The 15,069-nt window shown below is 61.1% G+C and carries 16 protein-coding genes; 10 read left to right on the forward strand and 6 right to left on the reverse strand.

Translation table 11 applies throughout. The features are described from left to right. The first annotated feature begins 11 nt into the window (after positions 1–11). The 8 genes from nudC (at position 12) to AAHA41_RS20435 (ending at position 8,837) form a co-directional block, all read left to right on the forward strand. Positions 12–791 carry an NAD(+) diphosphatase gene (gene nudC, locus AAHA41_RS20400; RefSeq protein WP_323070483.1) on the forward strand — a complete coding sequence of 260 codons (780 nt, stop codon included), beginning with the start codon at positions 12–14 and terminating at the stop codon, positions 789–791. Between the two features lie 180 nt (positions 792–971). After that, positions 972–2,039, forward strand: coding sequence for a uroporphyrinogen decarboxylase (hemE, locus tag AAHA41_RS20405; RefSeq protein WP_005335440.1), 1,068 nt, complete (start codon positions 972–974; stop codon positions 2,037–2,039). A 112-nt stretch (positions 2,040–2,151) separates the two neighbouring features. Beyond that, a complete protein-coding gene (locus tag AAHA41_RS20410; protein WP_323070482.1) occupies positions 2,152–3,081 on the forward strand; it encodes an ROK family protein in 930 nt (309 codons plus the stop codon). Positions 3,082–3,161: 80 nt separating this feature from the next. After that, positions 3,162–4,172: an erythrose-4-phosphate dehydrogenase gene (epd, locus tag AAHA41_RS20415; protein ID WP_042029692.1), complete on the forward strand. Its 1,011-nt coding sequence runs from the start codon at positions 3,162–3,164 to the stop codon at positions 4,170–4,172. A 61-nt stretch (positions 4,173–4,233) separates the two neighbouring features. Then, entirely contained in the window at positions 4,234–5,397 is a 1,164-nt protein-coding gene (locus AAHA41_RS20420; RefSeq protein ID WP_041210638.1) for a phosphoglycerate kinase, read from the forward strand. A gap of 115 nt (positions 5,398–5,512) precedes the next feature. Then, entirely contained in the window at positions 5,513–6,592 is a 1,080-nt protein-coding gene (gene fbaA, locus AAHA41_RS20425) for a class II fructose-bisphosphate aldolase (protein ID WP_042029694.1), read from the forward strand. Between the two features lie 158 nt (positions 6,593–6,750). After that, a complete protein-coding gene (locus AAHA41_RS20430) occupies positions 6,751–8,055 on the forward strand; it encodes an FAD-binding oxidoreductase (protein WP_323070481.1) in 1,305 nt (434 codons plus the stop codon). 386 nt (positions 8,056–8,441) lie between these two features. After that, positions 8,442–8,837 (forward strand): hypothetical protein, encoded by a 396-nt coding sequence (locus AAHA41_RS20435; RefSeq protein WP_323070480.1) that lies wholly within the window; start codon positions 8,442–8,444, stop codon positions 8,835–8,837. 63 nt (positions 8,838–8,900) lie between these two features. Here the strand turns inward: AAHA41_RS20435 and AAHA41_RS20440 are convergent, their stop codons facing one another. The 4 genes from AAHA41_RS20440 to cutA form a co-directional block, all read right to left on the reverse strand. Beyond that, entirely contained in the window at positions 8,901–9,314 is a 414-nt protein-coding gene (locus tag AAHA41_RS20440) for a hypothetical protein (protein WP_042029699.1), read from the reverse strand. A 79-nt stretch (positions 9,315–9,393) separates the two neighbouring features. Next, positions 9,394–9,885 (reverse strand): GNAT family N-acetyltransferase, encoded by a 492-nt coding sequence (locus AAHA41_RS20445; protein ID WP_323070479.1) that lies wholly within the window; start codon positions 9,883–9,885, stop codon positions 9,394–9,396. Beyond that, complete coding sequence (locus tag AAHA41_RS20450) at positions 9,875–11,659, reverse strand: protein-disulfide reductase DsbD (RefSeq protein ID WP_323070478.1); 1,785 nt, start codon at positions 11,657–11,659, stop codon at positions 9,875–9,877. Before AAHA41_RS20450 ends, AAHA41_RS20445 begins: the two co-directional genes overlap by 11 nt. After that, a complete protein-coding gene (cutA, locus tag AAHA41_RS20455; protein ID WP_323070477.1) occupies positions 11,656–11,973 on the reverse strand; it encodes a divalent-cation tolerance protein CutA in 318 nt (105 codons plus the stop codon). Before cutA ends, AAHA41_RS20450 begins: the two co-directional genes overlap by 4 nt. Positions 11,974–12,191: 218 nt before the next feature. On the opposite strand from cutA, the gene AAHA41_RS20460 reads away from it, so the two are divergent. Then, entirely contained in the window at positions 12,192–12,542 is a 351-nt protein-coding gene (locus AAHA41_RS20460) for a hypothetical protein (protein WP_041210630.1), read from the forward strand. A gap of 106 nt (positions 12,543–12,648) precedes the next feature. Here the strand turns inward: AAHA41_RS20460 and AAHA41_RS20465 are convergent, their stop codons facing one another. Continuing rightward, positions 12,649–13,098 (reverse strand): PACE efflux transporter, encoded by a 450-nt coding sequence (locus AAHA41_RS20465; protein WP_323070476.1) that lies wholly within the window; start codon positions 13,096–13,098, stop codon positions 12,649–12,651. Between the two features lie 135 nt (positions 13,099–13,233). Here AAHA41_RS20465 and AAHA41_RS20470 point away from each other — a divergent pair, with 135 nt between their 5' ends. Beyond that, positions 13,234–14,115, forward strand: coding sequence for a LysR family transcriptional regulator (locus AAHA41_RS20470; protein WP_041210628.1), 882 nt, complete (start codon positions 13,234–13,236; stop codon positions 14,113–14,115). A gap of 6 nt (positions 14,116–14,121) precedes the next feature. Here AAHA41_RS20470 and ygfZ read toward each other — a convergent pair whose 3' ends face one another. After that, positions 14,122–15,030, reverse strand: a complete 909-nt coding sequence (gene ygfZ / locus AAHA41_RS20475; RefSeq protein WP_323070475.1) for a tRNA-modifying protein YgfZ — start codon at positions 15,028–15,030, stop codon at positions 14,122–14,124. Positions 15,031–15,069 lie beyond the last annotated feature (39 nt).

A 15,069-nucleotide genomic window follows, 5' to 3' on the forward strand; every position in this document is an offset into this window, starting at 1 on the left:
GTGTTTATCCGATGTCATTAACTGAACAAGCCCGCTGGTTTGTCGTGGCGGGTGACCATCAAATCCTGCTCGATGAGGCGGGTCAGGTGCCGAGCGGCGTGAAGGCGTGCCTGCCCGCAGAGCTGGCCGGTGCCCGTTTCGAGCGTTTTGATGAGTGGCAGGGGCGGCCCTGCTATCTGCTGGATCTGGGGTCTGAGGCCGACACGATGATGATGGCCCCCCTGCGCCAGCTGATGGTGGCGGGGGACGAGGAGGGCTTTCGCCTCGCGGGCCGCGCCTGGCAGCTCGCCACCTTCCGCCGCACCCACCGTTTCTGCGGCGAGTGCGGCGCCCCCATGACCCCGAAGATGGGGGAGTGGGCGCAGGTGTGCCAGCAGGGGCACAGCGTCTATCCGCGCATCTCCCCCTGCATTATCGTGGCGGTGCGCAAGGGGCCGGAGATCCTGCTGGCGGCTCATCGCCGTCACTATCAGGCGGACGATCCCATGTATACCGTGCTGGCCGGCTTTGTGGAGGCGGGAGAGAACCTTGAGCAGTGCGTGGCACGGGAGGTGTTCGAGGAGAGCGGCATCCGGGTGCGCAATGTGCGCTATGTGGCGAGCCAGCCCTGGCCCTTTCCCCACAGCCTGATGATGGGTTTTACCGCCGACTACGAGAGCGGCGAGATCAAGGTGCAGGATGACGAACTGGTGGCCGCCGCTTTCTTTACCGCCGACCGGCTGCCGCGTTTGCCGCCTCACGGCACCATCGCCCGGCGCTTGATCGAGTTGTCACTGGCTGGCGAGGGGTAACGGCGCTTATCTTTTCGCCAACCTTTTTGCACTTCTTTTTAAAAACGGGGCGCTCTGGTTTGCGCCCCTTCACATCTTTGCAACCGATCACCCATTTGCCACGTTTTGGGCAGTCCGCTTGACTGGGCAAAGTGGTATTATGACCGCCATTTTATGCGTGATATGAATTCAGGAACTGGGATGAAAGAGCTGAAGAACGATCGATACCTGCGCGCTTTGCTGCGTCAGGATGTAGACATGACGCCGGTATGGATGATGCGCCAGGCAGGGCGCTATCTGCCGGAATACAAGGCGACTCGCGCCCAGGCGGGGGATTTCATGTCCCTGTGCCGCAACGCCGAGCTGGCCTGTGAAGTCACCCTGCAGCCGCTGCGCCGCTACCCGCTCGATGCCGCCATCCTCTTCTCCGACATCCTCACTGTGCCCGATGCCATGGGGCTGGGTCTCTACTTCGAGCAGGGCGAAGGCCCGCGTTTCGAGCGTCCGATCACCTCCATGGCCGACGTGCAGGCGCTGCCCATTCCGGATCCGGAGGATGAGCTGGGCTACGTGATGAACGCGGTGCGCACCATCCGCCGCGAGCTGAAGGGCGAAGTGCCGCTGATCGGCTTCTCCGGCAGCCCATGGACCCTGGCCACCTACATGGTGGAGGGGGGCAGCTCCAAGGCATTCACCAAGATCAAGCAGATGATGTACGCAGAGCCGCAAACCCTGCACCTGCTGCTCGACAAGCTGGCCGACAGCGTGATTGCCTACCTCAACGCCCAGATCAAGGCGGGTGCGCAGGCGGTCATGGTGTTCGACACTTGGGGCGGCGTGCTCACCCCGCGCGATTACCGCGACTTCTCCCTGCAGTACATGCACAAGATCGTTGACGGCCTGATCCGCGAGCACGACGGTCGCCGCGTGCCGGTCACCCTGTTTACCAAGAACGGTGGTCAGTGGTTGGAGCAGATTGCAGCCACCGGTTGCGATGCGCTGGGTCTGGACTGGACCACCGACATTGCCGACGCCAAGCGTCGGGTCGGTGACAAGGTGGCGCTGCAGGGCAACATGGATCCCTCCATGCTCTACGCTACCCCGGCTCGCATCCGTGAAGAGGTCGCCTCCATTCTGGCCGGTTTCGGTCACGGCAATGGCCACGTCTTCAACCTCGGCCACGGTATCCATCAGGATGTGAACCCGGAGCACGCTGGCGTGTTCGTCAACGCGGTACACGAGCTCTCCGCCCAGTACCACGGCCGCTAAGGCCGAGGCGAGAGAAGAAGAGTTTGTTTGATATCCGGGGCCGTCAGGCCCCGTTTTACATTAAAAAATGGCGCTGCGACGACGAGCGCGTGGCGTCCGTGCAGGAGGCAAGATGAGCAGCAAGCCACTGGATTGGGGTATCGATCTTGGCGGTACCAAGTGTGAATGCGTGGTGCTGGATGGCGACGAGGTGCTGCTGCGCCACCGCATCCCCACCGAGCGTGCCGGCGGTTATGACCATATGATCGGCCAGATCGCCAGGCTGGTAGCTGAGTGCGCCGAGAAGATTGGCCAGCGCCCGACCGTCATTGGCATGGGCACGCCGGGGGCGCGGGATCCGCAGACCGGTCTGATGAAGAACTGCAACACCACCGAGCTCAATGGCAAGCCGTTCAAGGAGGATCTGGAGCGCCGGCTCGGCGTGCCGGTGCTGATTGCCAACGACGCCAACTGCTTCGCGCTGGCAGAAACCCATCTGGGGGCGGTGCGCCAGCACCATCCCAATGCGAAAGTGGTGTTCGGCATCATCATGGGTACCGGGGTCGGCTCCGGCATCGTCATCAACGGCCGCATCCTCAACGGTCATCACGGCATCGCCGGCGAGTGGGGTCACAACGTGCTCTCTCCCGATGGCCCCGAGTGCTACTGCGGCAAGCACGGCTGCGTCGAGACCCTGATCAGCGGCCCGGCACTGGAGGCCTGGTACGAGTCCAAGGCCAAGCGTCGCCTCTCGCTGGCGCAAATCGCGGCTGCCACAGCCCACGATCATGTGGCCAGGCTCACCATCGACCGGCTGCATCTGCTGTTTGGTCAGGCGCTGGCCAATGTGGTCAACATTCTCGACCCGGATGTTATTGTCATCGGCGGCGGGGTCGGTAACGTGCAGAGCCTCTACAGCGTGGGACGACAGACTATTTTGCCCTTCCTCTTTAATCCCCGTTTCAGTGCCCCCATTATTGCTCCAGCCCTTGGTGACAGTGCCGGGGTGTTCGGGGCGGCACTGCTGGCCCGCGGTGAATTCAAGGATGCCCTGCTGTCGTGAGCCGGGCCCGGGCAGCCGGTTGGCTGCTCTTTTCTCTAGCCCATGTGCTAGCAAATCTGTGGTAAGGAACTGGCTGCCAGATGATCAAGATTGCCATCAACGGTTACGGACGGATCGGCCGCAATGTACTGCGAGCCCTCTACGAGAGCGGGCGCGACAAGACCATCAAGATCGTCGCCATCAACGAGCTGGCGGCTCCCGAAGCCATGGTGCACCTGACCCGCTTCGATACCAGCCACGGTCGTTTTCACTATCCGGTGCAGCTGGCTGGCAACAGCATGCTGGTGGGGGAGGATCTTATCTCCCTGTTTGCCGAGCGGGATCCGTCGAACTTGCCGTGGCGGGCGCTGGGGGTGGATGTGGTGCTCGACTGCACCGGGGTATTTGGCTCGCGGGCCGATGCCGAGCTGCATCTGGCGGCGGGGGCGGGCAAGGTTTTGTTCTCTCATCCGGCTGAAGCGGATGTGGACGCCACCATCGTCTACGGGGTCAATCATCAGGTGCTGACGGGGCGCGAGCGGATCGTCTCCAACGCCTCCTGTACCACCAACTGCGTGGTGCCGGTGATTGAAACATTGCATCGAGAATTCGAGATAAATTGTGGTACTATTACGACAATTCATTCGGCCATGCATGATCAGCAAGTCATCGATGCCTACCACAGTGACTTGCGCCGAACCCGCGCTGCCAGTCAGTCCATCATTCCGGTGGATACCAAGCTGGCAAAGGGGCTGGAGCGTATCCTGCCCCACTTCGCCGGCAAGTTCGAGGCGATCGCGGTGCGGGTGCCGACCATCAATGTAACAGCGATGGATCTCAGTATTACTGTTCGTAAAAAAGTGACAGTTAGTGACGTAAATCAAGCCCTGCAACGGGCATCCAGAGGTACATTACACGGTATTCTGGATTACACGGAAGAACCGCTGGTCTCCGTAGACTTCAATCATGATGCGCACTCATGCATCATTGATGGTACCCAGACCCGAGTGAGCGATGCCAACCTCGTCAAGATGTTGATGTGGTGCGATAACGAATGGGGCTTCGCAAACCGGATGCTGGATACCACCCGGGCCATGATGGTTGCAGGCTGAGCCTGCCCCGGGCGAAAGGTTACTGTTTTTAACATTACCTGGAAAATATAGAGGACTGAATATGTCTGTTATCAAGATGACTGACCTGGATCTGGCGGGCAAACGCGTTCTGATCCGTGCTGACCTGAACGTGCCGGTAAAAGACGGCAAGGTCACCTCCGATGCACGTATCGTTGCTACCCTGCCGACCATCAAGCTGGCTCTGGAAAAGGGCGCCAAGCTGATGATCACCTCCCACCTGGGTCGTCCGACCGAAGGCGAGTACAACGAAGAGTTCTCTCTGCTGCCGGTTGTCAACTATCTGAAAGACGCTCTGTCCTGCCCGGTTCGCCTGGCCAAGGATTACCTGGATGGCGTAGAAGTCGCTGCCGGTGAGCTGGTTGTGCTGGAAAACTGCCGCTTCAACAAAGGCGAGAAGAAGAACACCGAAGAGCTGGCCAAAAAATACGCCGCCCTGTGTGACGTCTTTGTAATGGATGCGTTCGGTACTGCTCACCGCGCCGAAGGCTCCACCTACGGTGTGGCTCAGTTCGCTCCGGTCGCTTGTGCCGGCCCGCTGCTGGCTGGTGAACTGGAAGCGCTGGGCAAAGCCATGCTGAAGCCCGAGCGCCCGATGGTTGCCATCGTTGGCGGCTCCAAGGTCTCCACCAAGCTGACCGTTCTGGAATCCCTCTCCAAAATCGCTGACCAGCTGGTTGTCGGTGGTGGCATCGCCAACACCTTCATCGCTGCTGCCGGTCACAATGTCGGCAAGTCCCTGTGCGAGCACGACCTGATCGACACCGCCAAGAAACTGGCTGCCGAGACCAACATTCCTGTGACCACCGACGTGGTTGTAGGCGCCGAGTTCTCCGAGTCCACTCCTGCCACCATCAAGTCTGTTAACGATGTGACCGACGGCGACATGATCTTCGACATCGGCCCGGATTCTGCCAAGGCTCTGGCTGACATCATCATGAACGCCAAGACCATCCTGTGGAACGGCCCGGTTGGTGTGTTCGAGTTCGACCAGTTCGCTGAAGGCACCAAGGTTATCGCTGAAGCCATCGCTGCTTCTCCGGCCTTCTCCATCGCTGGCGGTGGTGACACCCTGGCTGCCATCGACAAGTTCGGCATCGCTGACAAAGTCTCCTACATCTCCACTGGCGGCGGCGCCTTCCTGGAGTTCGTAGAAGGCAAGGTTCTGCCGGCTGTTGAGATTCTGGAACAGCGCGCCAAAGCCTAATTGACCCGGAACGGGGGGCAAAAGCCTCCCGTTTCGTTTATCATGTGCCCGCTGTGCCGGTTCATGATGAACCCCCCATTTTTTATTAACGGCATACGAGACAGGACGATTAAACATGTCTAAGAAAATTTTCGACTTCGTAAAACCCGGCGTGATCACTGGTGATGACGTTCAGAAAGTGTTCGCCATCGCTAAAGAGAACGGCTTCGCTCTGCCGGCCGTAAACTGTGTTGGTACCGACTCCGTGAACGCCGTACTGGAAGCTGCCGCCAAGGTTAAAGCGCCGGTTATCGTTCAGTTCTCCAACGGTGGTGCCGTGTTCACCGCCGGTAAGGGTCTGAAGCTGGAAGGTCAGAAAGCTGCCATCCTGGGTGCCATCTCCGGTGCCAAGCACGTTCACGCTGTTGCCGAAGCCTACGGCGTGCCGGTAATCCTGCACACCGACCACGCTGCCAAGAAGCTGCTGCCGTGGATCGACGGTCTGCTGGAAGCGGGTGAGAAGCACTTTGCTGAAACCGGCAAGCCGCTGTTCTCCTCCCACATGCTGGATCTGTCCGAAGAGTCTCTGGAAGAGAACATCGACATCTGCTGCGAGTACCTGACCCGCATGGCCAAGATGAACATGACTCTGGAGCTGGAACTGGGTTGCACCGGTGGCGAAGAAGACGGCGTCGACAACAGCCACATGGATCAGTCCGCTCTGTACACCCAGCCGGAAGATGTTGCCTACGCTTACGAGCGTCTGTCCAAGATCAGCCCGCGTTTCACCATCGCTGCCTCCTTCGGCAACGTACACGGTGTATACAAGCCGGGTAACGTCAAACTGACCCCGTCCATCCTGGACGCTTCCCAGAAGTACGTTTCCGAGAAGTTCGGCATCCCGGCCAAGTCTCTGGACTTCGTATTCCACGGTGGTTCAGGTTCCACTCTGGAAGAGATCCGCGAGTCCATCTCCTACGGCGTAGTGAAGATGAACATCGACACCGACACCCAGTGGGCTACTTGGGAAGGTCTGCTGCACTTCTACAAGAAGAACGAAGCTTACCTGCAAGGTCAGCTGGGCAACCCGGAAGGTGCCGACAAGCCGAACAAGAAGTACTACGACCCGCGCGTATGGCTGCGTGAAGGTCAGACTTCCATGATCAAGCGTCTGGAACAGGCTTTCTCCGACCTGAACGCCATCGACGTACTGTAATTCGTTACAGCACCTTGATTGCATGAAAAGGCGCCCTTCGGGGCGCCTTTTGCATTTCTGTGATCCGTGGTAGCTGGTTTGCCGTGCCGTAGCTGGGTATTATCGAAACAAGTTTGCTTATTTTATTAAACAATTTGCAACAAGGCAGGATGCTGAACATGCAGGCAGGAAAGCACATCGGATATCAGGAGCACGCGGCCTCCTACTACGCCGCGACCCGCAACGATCCGCAGCAGTGGCCGGAACTCGAGGCCGAGCTGAAAGCGGATGTCTGCATTATCGGCGGCGGTTTTACCGGTCTCAACACCGCCATCAACCTGGCTGATGCAGGCTACAAGGTGGTGCTGTTGGAGGCCAACCGCATCGGCTGGGGCGCCTCCGGGCGTAACGGCGGCCAGCTTATTCGCGGTATCGGCCACGATACCAGCCAGTTCGCCCGCTGGATTGGTGAGGAAGGGGTACGCGAGCTCGACCTGATGGGGCTGGAGGCGGTGCAGCTGGTACGCGAGCGGGTCGAGCGTTTCAATATCGAGTGTGACCTCACCTGGGGTTACTGCGATCTGGCCACCCGTCAGCGCCATCTGGCCGGCTTCGAGGAGGATCTCGACCATCTGGCGAGTCTGGGCTATGAGCACGAACTCAAGCTGGTTCCGCGCGCAGATATCCATAGCGTGGTGGGGTCGGATCGCTATATCGGCGGCCTTATCGACATGGGCTCCGGCCATCTCCATCCCCTCAATCTGGCGCTCGGCGAGGCGCGCGCTGCAGCCAGCCTCGGGGTTTCCCTGTTTGAACACTCCAGAGTGACCCATATCGATTACGGCAAGCAGGTTGAAGTGACCACCGCCCACGGCCGGGTCACTGCCGACTATCTGGTGATCGGCTGCAACGCCTATCTCAATGACCTCAATCCGGAGCTGGGAGGACGGGTGCTGCCGGCCGGCTCCTACATTCTCGCCACCGAGGTGCTGGATCGCCGCTTGCGCCAGCGCTTGCTGCCGCAAAATATGGCGGTGTGCGATCAGAACGTGGCGCTCGACTACTACCGCCTCTCCGCCGACGGTCGTCTGCTGTTTGGCGGGGCCTGCAACTATTCGGGGCGAGACCCGAAGGATATCAAGGCCTTTATGTTGCCCAAGATGCTGCGGGTCTTCCCCGAGCTGGCTGGCACCGCCATCGAGTTTCAGTGGGGCGGGATGATCGGGATTGGCGCCAACCGGCTGCCGCAGATTGGCCGTCTCAAGGATCATCCCAATGTGCTCTACGCCCAGGCCTACTCGGGGCATGGTCTCAATGCCACCCATATGGCGGGCAAGCTGGTAGCCGAGGCGATCCGCGGCGAGAGCCGGGGTTTCGATCTCTTCGCCAGCGTGCCCCATATCACCTTCCCGGGAGGCCCGGCGCTGCGCTCTCCGCTGCTGGCGCTGGGGATGCTGTGGCACCGTTTCAAGGATATCTTCTGAGTCACTGGCGGGGCACTGTGCCCCGCCAGCCCTTGTTTATAGCGGCACTGCACTAGCGCACAGCCTGATAGACCAAAAAATGCGTTAGCGCCAATCCCTTCCGGTTGGCGCTATCTTTTAGGTGTGAGAGTGATGCCGAGTCAGGTGAACAAGAGCGGGTTCGCTGGCCGAAAAAGATGTGAAGGAGGGCAGAGATGGAGATGAATGTGGTCGCGTCAGGCGGGCCCAGCCCGCTGGTGCAACGGCAGGGATCTTATATCGCGCAGCCATTGGCGAGGACGACGCTGTCGTCATCAACTGGCAGTGACAGCCGGATGGTGCGCGATCTTGGCTCTGTGCTGGATAATCTCGGAGTGTCGTCGAAAGGAGAGGGAGGCGGCAGCCATATGTCAATCAAGGACTCGCTGGAGGCGTTCATCAATACCATGATGGGAGCCCTGCAACAGCAGCAGGAGCAGCAACTGGCGTTGCAGCAACAACAGCGGCAAGAACAGGAACAACGAAAGATTGCGCTCGCCGACAACAGCGAGAGCCCGCTGAAACGGAATCTGGCGCGTCTGCTGGAGACGCTGGATCAACCAGGTGGGAAGGACAAAGAGAGCAGCCAAGGCGGGCAGAACGACGCGATTGACCCCTTGCAGAGCCAGCTGACCAAGCTGCTGGAGAGCAGCGGTGCGGCAGATAGCGGGATCACCCTCAAGGATGTGCTGTCGGGGTTGGCCAGCAAGCTGCCGGGTGAACCCGCAGACCAAAAAGGGTATCGGGTCGATACCCAGGTCTGAGCTGGTCAACCACGGCAGAGCTGCCGTTGCCTAGCTTGCAGAGAGTAAGGGGCGGTCAGCCCTTTATTGCGCCGGTTCAGCCAGTCGCCACCCCTGTTCGCCCTTCATCATCCACACCTCGGCCTCTTGCGGCAGCACCTGACCCGCTTCGAACTCGCCATATTTGCGCTCGAGCTCCATCAGTCCCATCTCCTGCTGGAAGGGGCCGACACGGTCATAAATCAGATCTTCGTCGTGCAGCACCTGCAGCTGATCCAGTCCCTGTTTGAAGTGAAGCTGGTAGCTTACCTTGACCAGATAGACCCCCTCCATCCGCTCCTCCTTGCCGAGGATGGTGAAGTCGCTGATATCGAACAGGTTGGCATCCGTTTCGGCCAGCAACTTGGCGGTAACCTGCTGGCGGATAACATCTTCTCCGGGCCCTGCACTACAACCAAACAGCCAGAGGGCCAGCAGGGGGATGAACCACTTTTTCATCAAAACTCCGAACAGGTGCAAAAAGAGCAAAACGGGAGGGCAGATTGTGCCACGCGAACGGGCGGTGGCAAACCTCGGCTCACGGTTCCAGTGCGCGTTCCAGCACGATGGCCTCGGCCCGATAGCCGGCCAGCTCGCGACGATAGCACTCGGTGAACCCTCTGCGCTGCCAAAAAGAGAGTGCGGATTCATTGCTGGCAATGACCGACAGGCGAAGCCGGGTGGCTCCCCATGAGCGCGCCAGTGAGCTGGCGTGGCGATAGAGCGCCTGACCACGACCAGCCCCTTGCCAGGGTTCCCCTACCAGCAACAGCCCCAGATAGGCGGTGGTCGGGTCGGGATAACCACGCAGCAGATCCACCACCGCGGTCAGCACTCCCTCCTCCCAGCGACCGATGAGATGCTTGGCAGAGAGCGGCAGGTCGGGTGGGCAGGCTACCAGCTCCTCTTCTGCGGCTTGCGCGGAGAGAGGCTCATCGCTCACTGCCGCCTGATAGGCTGGGGCCAGTTCCAGCAGCCGCTGCAAGGCCGGCGCATCGCTTGCCTGCAGTCGGCGCAGCTCACTTGGCATGGCTGACCCTGTCGAGGTGATCGCGGAACTCCGCCGGCCCCATAAAGCCGGTGACCCGCAGGCCTGTTAGCTCCTTGCCCTCACGGTCGAAGAAGATGAGGGTCGGCAGTCCGAGCACATTGAGGGTGTTGAGCAGCTCGACATCGGCATCGTCGTTGGCGGTGACATCCGCCTGCAGCAGCACCATCTGACCGAAACGCTCGCGCACTGCCGGGTCGCTGAAGGTCTTGTGTTCGAACTCCTTGCAGGCAACGCACCAGTCGGCGTAGAGGTCGAGCAGCACCGGCTTGCCGCTGGCGGCAGCCAGCTGCACCTTGAGGTCAGCCAGGGTCTTGATGCGGACAAACTGCGGGGCACTCTGGTTGGTGGCCGTCGTGACCGTGCCGGTAGCGGGCGGTTGCAGTAGATCCTTGCCCACCACTACGGCGCTGATCATCGCCAGCAGCAGCACGAAGCCGCGCAGGCTCTTGGCCACCGAGTGGGGCTGGTGCTGGTTGTGGTGATAGAGATAGCCGCACAGCAGCAGTCCCCAGCCAAGCCAGGCGAGGGTGGTGATCTGATCGCTCCAGAGCCGTGACAGCAGCAGGATCGGCACCGCCAGCAGGGCGAAGCCAAACAGCTGCTTGATCACATCCATCCAGGCGCCCGCCTTGGGCAGCAGCTTGCCACCCGAGGTGCCGAGCAGCAGCAGCGGTAGCCCCATCCCGAGCGAGAGGGCATAGAGCGCCGCAGCGCCAAGCCAGAGATCGCCGCTCTGGGCCACGTAGATCAGCGCCCCCGAGAGCGGGGCCGTGGTGCAGGGGGAGCAGACCAGCCCGGAGATCATCCCCATGATGGCGACCCCGGCGACCGAGCCGCCCTGCTGGCGGTTGGAGAGGCCGGAAAGCCGGGTTTGCAAGCTGCTCGGCAACTGCAGGGTGTAGAGCCCGAACATGGAGAGGGCGAGCAGCACGAACATCAGCGAGAGGCCGATCAGCACGTAGGGGTGTTGCAGCGCGGCCTGGAACTTCAGCCCTGCCGAGGCGACCACCAGTCCGAGCAGGGTGTAGGTCACCGCCATCCCCTGCACATAGACCATGGAGAGCAGGAAGGCGCGGCTGGTGGAGAGGCGATGGCCGGCACCGGCGATGATGCCGGTCAGAATGGGGTACATGGGGAAGACGCAGGGGGTAAAGGCAAGTCCCAGCCCCAGTGCGAAGAAGGCGGCGACGCTGAGCCAGAAGCCCTGGCTGCCGAGGGCGGCGGCCAGCTGATCCTGCTGACTGAGCGACGGATTGGCCACCTGCGGGTTATCCGTGCCAGACGCGGCGAGCGGGGCAACCTCGATCAGCTTGTCGGTCGGCGGGTAGCAGAGACCATCGGTACAGCCCTGATAGGTGAGGCGCAGGGTAGCGTGCTCGCCCACCTCTCGCAGTGGCACGGCTATGGTCACCTGTTGGTAGTAGACCCGGGTCTTGCCGAAGAAATCATCCTCATGCTCGCTCCCCTCCGGCAGCGCCGGGTCGCTGAAGCTGAGGTTGGTTCCCTTGAAGCGCAGGCTGTGGCGATAGAGGTAGTAGTCGTCAGCGATGTTGAGGGTCAGCAGCAGCTGATCACCCCGCTGTTCGCTCTCGAGGCGAAACGCCTCATCCACCTTGAGGAACGTCGGTTTGGCGTTCGCCGCAAGGCCGAGGGAGCCGAGAATATCGGTGCCGCTGGCCCGGGCTGGCGCGAGTCCGGCTATGGCCAGCGTCAGCAGCACCAGCAGGAGGGTGAACAGGCGACAGCGCATCATGGGGTCTCCTCCTTGAGCCAGGCGAGGTAGGCGGGCAGGCCGGCGCTCACCGGTAGCGCCAGCAGCTCGGGCACCTCATAGGGGTGATGGGCCAGAATGCACGCCTGCAGTTCGGCAAAGAGCGGCTGGCGGGATTTGATGACGAGCTGGATCTCGGGCGCCCGCTCCACCTTGCCCTGCCAGCGGTAGACGGAGGTTACTCCCGGCAGCTGATTGATGCAGGCGGCCAGCTGGCGGTTCAGCAGCTGTTCGCAGAGGAGGTCGGCACTGGTTTGGTCGGGGCAGGTGCAGAGCACCACAATGGCATCGGTCATAACGGAGAAGTTCGCCTCGATGAATAAGCTGGCGGGACACCCTTTTGCTGCAGAAATATCCCGAAAATCAGCGGCTACTATACCCCAGAGCCGGAGCAAATAGCATCTGGCGCCATTTGTGAGCGAACGCCGAAAATTAGTGGGGGGCATGAGATAGACGCTGTCTCGGGGACAGGGCAGAATGAGCGGGATTGTTCCCTATCGACGTAAGGAAATGTATGACCCAACAGAATGAGCAGCAGAGAAACCGCATGTTGAGCCTGCTGCGCGAAGGTGAGCGCCGCATGTTGGTTCAATTGGCCGGGCTGCTGCGCACGACCGCCGATGAAATCAATGCCGAGCTGGAGAAAGAGGAGTTGATGGGAACCCTTGAGCAGCCCATCACGGTGGAGTATCTCAACGGCGTGGTGCAGCACCATCTGTTCGAGCGCAAGCACAAGGGTGACATGGCCGTGGCCCAGCAGATCCTGAGCGACTACCAGAACGAACTGGAAGCCCTGCAGGCCGCCCAGGCCCAACAGGAGAGCGAAGAGGCCGAGAGCAGCGAAGCCGCCAAGGCACAAGCCTGATCCCCTACCGCTGACCGCCCGGTCAGCGCGTCCCGACCTCCTCTCCGGCACCATCATCAGGTTTCATGATGGTGCCCTGTTTTTACCGTTTGTTGCCGGTTTCTCTTCAACCCAGTGCATTCTGCTGCAGGTGCGGCATCGACTCGACCGGGATTGGGAATACCTTGTCGTAGACCCAGTTGTAGACGAAGGCGTAGACCAGATAGAAGGCAACGAAGCCCAGATCCAGCACCAGCGCCTCCAGCATGCTGACGTTGAGCCACCAGGCCATGGCCGGCAGGGCCACGGTCAGGAGACCCCCTTCGAAGCCGATGGCGTGCACCACCCGCTGCCAGACATTCTTGTAGGTGTGGCCCTGATATTTGAGCAGCAGTTTGTCGACCCCGATGTTGTAGATGTAGTTCCAGAGGGTCGCCATCACCGAGAAGAAGAGCGCCAGTGGCCCCATGTGGCTGAGGTGAATGCCGGTCGCCCAGCTGGCCAGCGGGGCGGCAATGAACAGGCCAATCACTTCAAAGCCGATGGCTTGGCGGATGCGGTCGTTACGGGTACGCATAAATCACTCTCTTGAACAGTCACGTTGAAAACACGGGGGCAATCTATCGCTAAATTGCGATGGTTTCACGTTGGTATCTATCGCTAAAATAGATAGATGACTGGCCTACCGGGGGCTAAAAAGAGGAGCCGAAGGGTGAATCCATCGCTGGAACAACTGAAAATCTTGCTGGCCGCCGCCGAGAGCGGCTCCTTCTCCGCCGCTGCCCGCAAGCTGGGCAAGGCGCAGTCGGTGGTGAGCAGCGCCATCTCGAATCTGGAGATCGATCTGGGGCTGACCCTGTTTGACCGCAGTGGTCGCTATCCGCAGCTGACGGAGGCGGGGGCGCGCATGGTGCAGGAGGCGGGGATCCTGCTGGCCCAGAGTGAGCGGTTGCAATCCATTGCCGGCGAACTGGCGGCAGGTGTGGAGACGCGCCTGACCCTGGCCATCGACGATGACTCTCACCTCCCCTGGCTCGGCACCCTGCTGGAGGAGTTCGCCACCCGCTATCCGACCGTGGAGCTGGAGCTGCTCTTCCCGCTGATGGAGGATGTGACCGAGATGCTGGTGACTGGGCGGGCCCAGCTTGGCATCAGCTATCAAAAGGTGCATCCCCAGCGGGAGATTGTTGCCCGTTCGCTGGGGGAGGTGACCATGCCGCTGGTGGTGTCGCCGGATCATCCGTTGGCGCGCAAGCAGCCGCTGCGGGAGGTCGATTTGCAGGGGGCACGCCAGCTGATGGTGACCGGCAGACGGGAAGGGAGCGAGCGCCAGCGTTTTCGCATCTCGGCTCAGGTGTGGTGGGTCGAGGGGGATCTCGGGGTGCTGGAGCTGGTCAAGCGGGGCCTTGGCTGGTCCGCGATTCCGGAATTTCTGCTGCATCAGCCGCTGAAGCGGGGCGAAGTGGTGGTGCTTGAGCCCGACTTTATCGCCAGCCATGCGTTGGCGCTGGAGCTGCAGTGGCATCGCGCCCGCCCGCTGGGGCAGGCGGGGCGCTGGCTGAAGGAGGCCCTGCTGGCGCGGGTGCCTCGCTAGCCGACCTTACTCGGTCAGTTCGTAGGGGAGGGGTTGCAGGGTGAGCAGGGAGCTCTCCTCCTGCTTGAGGCGAAAACGGGCGTCAGCCTCGGTATCCTTCGGCAGTACGGCGGTGAGCCACACCTGACCCTGATGTTGCCAGGCGTTGAGCACCATGCCGCTGCGACGCCAGTTGTCACCGAGCTGGATCTCCAGGGTATCGCCCGCATTGACCGGCTCACTGGCACTGCCCGCCAGCAGGAACAGGGCGCGGTTGTTGGCGCCGCGATATTTGGCGCGAGCCACCGTCTCCTGCCCCATGTAGCAGCCCTTGTTGAAGCAGATGCCGTCGAGCGCCTGCAGGTTGAGCATCTGCGGGATGAACTCGCCCTGATGCACCGCCTCCATGTGCGGCAGGCCGGCCTTGATCTCGAGCCCCCACCAGAGGGATTCGTCACCCGCCGGCAGCGCATCGGCTTGCTCACTGCTCACCAGCAGCCAGCGATCCTGTTCGATCTTCACCGCCATGCCGCAAGCGACCAAACCGCTCTGCTCCAGACCAAACTGCGCGGCGATCCATGCATCGGTGCCCTTGCCAGCCAGACCGGTGGCGTGGCGTTCGTCGGCGGCAATCTCCACCTTGGAGAAGACGGCAAATTTTTTCAGCTCCGGCAGCTGGCGCTCCAGTACCGAGGGGGTAGTCAGCAGCAGCAGGCTCTCTTCAAGGCAGAGCAGGCGAAAATCGCTCCACAGCTTGCCCTTGGGATCACAGTGACCACCCAGCGTGCTCTGCCCCGGTTGCAGGGCGTTGACGTCGCAGGTGACCTGACCTTGCAGATATTTGACGCGATCCTGACCACTCAGTCGGGTGATGGCTATCTTGGTCAGGGCGAAGCGGGTCGGCTCGGCAGGAAAAACAGGGGGTTGCAGGCTCACGATGGTATTCCAGAGAGAAAGTATGTGACCTGCATGGTA

It is taken from the genome of Aeromonas sp. SER, from assembly GCF_038739615.1.
Lineage (GTDB): Bacteria > Pseudomonadota > Gammaproteobacteria > Enterobacterales > Aeromonadaceae > Aeromonas > Aeromonas jandaei.